This window comes from Streptomyces sp. (genome assembly GCF_036566765.1).
GTDB lineage: Bacteria > Actinomycetota > Actinomycetes > Streptomycetales > Streptomycetaceae > Streptomyces.
In genome coordinates this window covers 1-3,754 of sequence record NZ_DATCVQ010000165.1, presented here as the reverse complement: position 1 = coordinate 3,754, position 3,754 = coordinate 1, and the positions used below count along the sequence as shown (strand labels likewise).

General features: G+C 74.2%; 3 protein-coding genes. All 3 read right to left on the bottom strand.

What is annotated here, in order from left to right; translation table 11 throughout:
- Nucleotides 1–2,087: fumarate reductase/succinate dehydrogenase flavoprotein subunit (locus VIU94_RS08885; protein WP_331909371.1), on the bottom strand; the 2,087-nt coding region annotated here is incomplete at its 3' end.
- A gap of 12 nt (nt 2,088–2,099) precedes the next feature.
- Entirely contained in the window at nt 2,100–2,852 is a 753-nt protein-coding gene (locus VIU94_RS08880; protein ID WP_331909369.1) for an ABC transporter ATP-binding protein, read from the bottom strand.
- Nucleotides 2,849–3,727, bottom strand: a complete 879-nt coding sequence (locus tag VIU94_RS08875) for an ABC transporter permease (RefSeq protein ID WP_331909373.1) — start codon at nt 3,725–3,727, stop codon at nt 2,849–2,851. Before VIU94_RS08875 ends, VIU94_RS08880 begins: the two co-directional genes overlap by 4 nt.
- Between the last annotated feature and the right edge of the window lie 27 nt (nt 3,728–3,754).

Here is a 3,754-nt window from a genome sequence, read left to right as displayed (position 1 = left end):
GCCCCCGCGCCGGCCGGCACTGTCTCGGCCAGCACGGACACGGCGGCGGCCCGCACCGCCGGATCGGGATCGGCGAGGTACGGCCCCAACGCGCCCAGGTCGGGGCTCTCCTCCGCGAGCGCCAGCAGCGGCAGCATCCGCGCGGCCGCCGTCCCGGTCTCGGCCGCGGTCGCAGCGTCGTCCTCGGTCCCGGTGTCGCCCTCGGTCCCGAAGCCCGTGATCGGTACCTCGTCCACCGCCCCCTGGGCGGCGGAGCGTCGCGTCGGCCCGCTTGTCGGAGTCGGCGTCGAGTCGCGCGGGCCGGCCGTGGCCACCGGGATCAGCGCCACCTCGCCCAGCCACCGCTCCGGGCCCGGCGTCGGCGTGAACTCCGGGACCGGGACGACGTACGGCTCCACCGGGCGGGCCGTGAACTCCATCGCCCCGGACGGCGACTTGCGCAGGTCCAAGTGGTGCAGCCAGCCCTCGTCGTCCCGCCCCGGATGGTCGAGCCGCTCGTGATAGAGCCCCCACCGCGACTCGGTGCGGGCCAGCGAGGCCCGGGCCGCCATCTCGGCGCAGTCGCGGATGAACGACACCTCGGCGCACCGCATCAGCTCGTGCGCGGTGCGCGCCCCCATTCCGGCGATCTCCTCCGACATCCGGTCGAACGCCTCCACAGCCAGCGACAGTCTCGCCCCGGTCTTCGGCGGCGCCACGTAGTCGTTGACGAACCGCCGCAGCTTGTACTCCACCTGCGGCTGCGGCGGCCCCTCGGGACGGCGCAGCGGCCGGTAGACGAGTTCGTGCGCGGCGGCCAGCTGCTCGGTCGGCAACTCCTCCTCGTACGCGCGGTACCGCGCCGCGTCCTCGCCCGCCAGATCGCCGAAGACGAACGCCCCGATCATGTAGTTGTGCGGCACGCACGCCAGGTCGCCCGCCGCGTAAAGCCGCGGCACGGTCGTGCGGGCGTGCGCGTCCACCCGTACCCCGGACGCGGAGTGCCCGCCGCACAGCCCGATCTCCGAGATGTGCATCTCGATGTCGTGGGTGCGGTAGTCGTGCCCGCGGTTCGCGTGGAACGTGCCGCGGGTGGGCCGCTCCGTCGTGTGCAGGATCGACTCGACCGCGCCGACGGTCTCCTCCGGCAGATGACTGAGCTTGAGGTACACCGGGCCCCGGTCGGAGGCGAGTTCGGCCGCGAACTCGGACATCATCTGCCCCGACCAGTAGTCCGACTCCACGAACCGCTCGCCGTGCCGGTTCACCTGGTACCCACCGAACGGGTTCGCGACGTACGCGCAGGCCGGCCCGTTGTAGTCCTTGATCAGCGGGTTGATCTGGAAGCACTCGATCCCGGTCAGCGCGGCCCCGGCGTGGTACGCCATGGCGTAGCCGTCGCCCGCGTTCGTCGGGTTCTCGTACGTCCCGTACAGGTAGCCCGACGCGGGCAGGCCGAGCCGGCCGCAGGCGCCCGTCGCCAGGATCACCGCGCCCGCCCGGACGACGACGAACTCCCCGGTGCGGGTGTGGAATCCGGCCGCTCCGATCGCCCGACCGTCGTCCGGGTGGGTGAGCACCCGGACCGGCATCACCCGGTTCTCGATGCGGATGCGCTCGCGCATCTCGCGCCTCCGCAGCTGCCGGTACAGGACCTTTTTCACGTCCTTGCCCTCCGGCATCGGCAGCACGTACGAGCCGGACCGGTGCACCTGGCGGACCGCGTACTCACCGTGCTCGTCCTTCTCGAACTTCACCCCGTACGACTCCAGCCGCTGGACCATCGCGAAGCCCCGGGTCGCGGTCTGCCGGACGGTGGACTGGTCGACGATCCCGTCGTTGGCGCGGGTGATCTCGGCGACGTAGTCGTCCGGTTCGGCCCGGCCCGGGACGACCGCGTTGTTGACCCCGTCCATGCCCATGGCGAGCGCGCCGGAGTGGCGGACGTGCGCCTTCTCCAGGAGCAGGACGTTCGCGCCGCGCTCGGCGGCGGTCAACGCGGCCATCGTGCCGGCCGTGCCGCCGCCGACCACGAGGACGTCGCAGGACAACTCGATCGCGTCGGCAAGGGCGGGAACGGGCAGGGGGGTGTCCACCAGGGTCTCCACGGGAGGCGCCTTTCAGAGGGATTCGAGGATGCGGCGGCGTAGTTCGACCGTCTCGGGGGCGCGCCGAGCGTCGCGCTCGCGCGGGTGCGGCACGTCGAGCACCTGCCCGGAGGCGAGCAACGCGACCCGGTCGCCGAGGTGCAGCGCCTCGTCCACGTCATGGGTGACGAAGACGACGGTCGCGCCGGTGCCGCGCAGGATCTCCACGAGCAGGTCCTGCATCTCCGCGCGGGTGTGCGCGTCGAGCGCGCCGAACGGCTCGTCCATCAGGACCGCGCGGGGCCGCCCGGCGAGGGCGCGGGCCAGCTGCACCCGCTGTCGCTGACCGCCGGACAGCTGGTGCGGCAGTTTGTGGGCGTGGTCGGCGAGCCCGACCCGGTCCAGCCACGCGACCGCCGACCGTCGCCGCTCGGCCCGCGGGACCCGGCGGATCGCCAGCGGCAGTTCGACGTTGGCCCGGGCCGACCGCCAGGGCAGCAGGGCGTCTTGCTGGAACACCAGGGCCCGGTCGGCGGCGGGCCGGTCGACCGGTTCCCCGTCCTGGGTGACCCGGCCGTCCAGCGGCGGCAGCAGCCCCGCGAGAGTGCGCAGCAGCGTCGACTTGCCGCAGCCGGAGGCGCCGACCACGGCCAGCAGCTCGCCGGGCGCGATCCGCAGCCGTACGGAGCCCGGCACGGACGGGCCGTCCGGGTGGCCGAGCCGCACGTCGTGCAGGGCGAGTTCGGCGCCCGGCCGCGGCGGGGCGGGCGGCGTTGCGGTGCTCATGGGACCGGCTCCTTCTCGGGCACGGAGGCAGGGGCGGGGGAGAGCGGGCCGGCGGTGTGGGCGGTCGCCCGGCGGGTGCGCGGACGCGGGACGGCGGCCGCTCCGCGCGCGGTCGGGCGGGGCAGCCAGGCGGTGGCGCGGCGGCCCAGCATCTCCACGGCGGTGGAGGTGAGCCAGCCGAGGACGCCGATGGTCGCCATGCCGACGAACACGCCCGGGTAGTCGACGACCGTGTAGTCCTGCCAGGTCCGGTAGCCGACCCCGTACTCGCCGGAGATCATCTCCGCCGAGATCACGCAGATCCACGCGACCCCGATCCCCACGGACAGGCCGCCGAAGACCCCGGGCAGCGCGCCCGGCAGCACCACCGAGAACAGCACCCGCAGCCGGCCGCCACCGAGCGTCAGCACCGCCTCCTCCCACACCGGGGCGAGGGCGCGGACCGCGTGCCGGGTGGACACGAGCACGGGGAAGAAGGCGGCGGCGAAGGTGATGAACACGATGCCCTGCTCGTTGGTGGGCAGCAGCAGGATCGCCACCGGGACCAGCGCGATGGCCGGGATCGGTCGTGCCACTTCCACCAGGGGGCCGAGCAGATCGGCGGCCCACCGGGACCGGGCGACCGCCGTGCCCGCCGCGATCCCGAGTACCGCGGCCAGCAGGAAGCCGGTCACGATCCGGCGCAGGCTGTGCCCCAGGTCCTGCCAGTACGGGCCGGTGCCGAGCCGGTCGGCGAGGGCCGCGGCCACCTCGCCGACCGTGGGGAACTGCTCGAACCGCAGCCACACGTTGACGTCCAGCGAGGTCAGCAGCTGCCACAGCAGCAGGGCCGCGGCGATCGAGCCCGCCCGCACCAGCCGCCGGCCGGCGCTCACGACGCCGCCCGCGGAGCCCGCGACGCC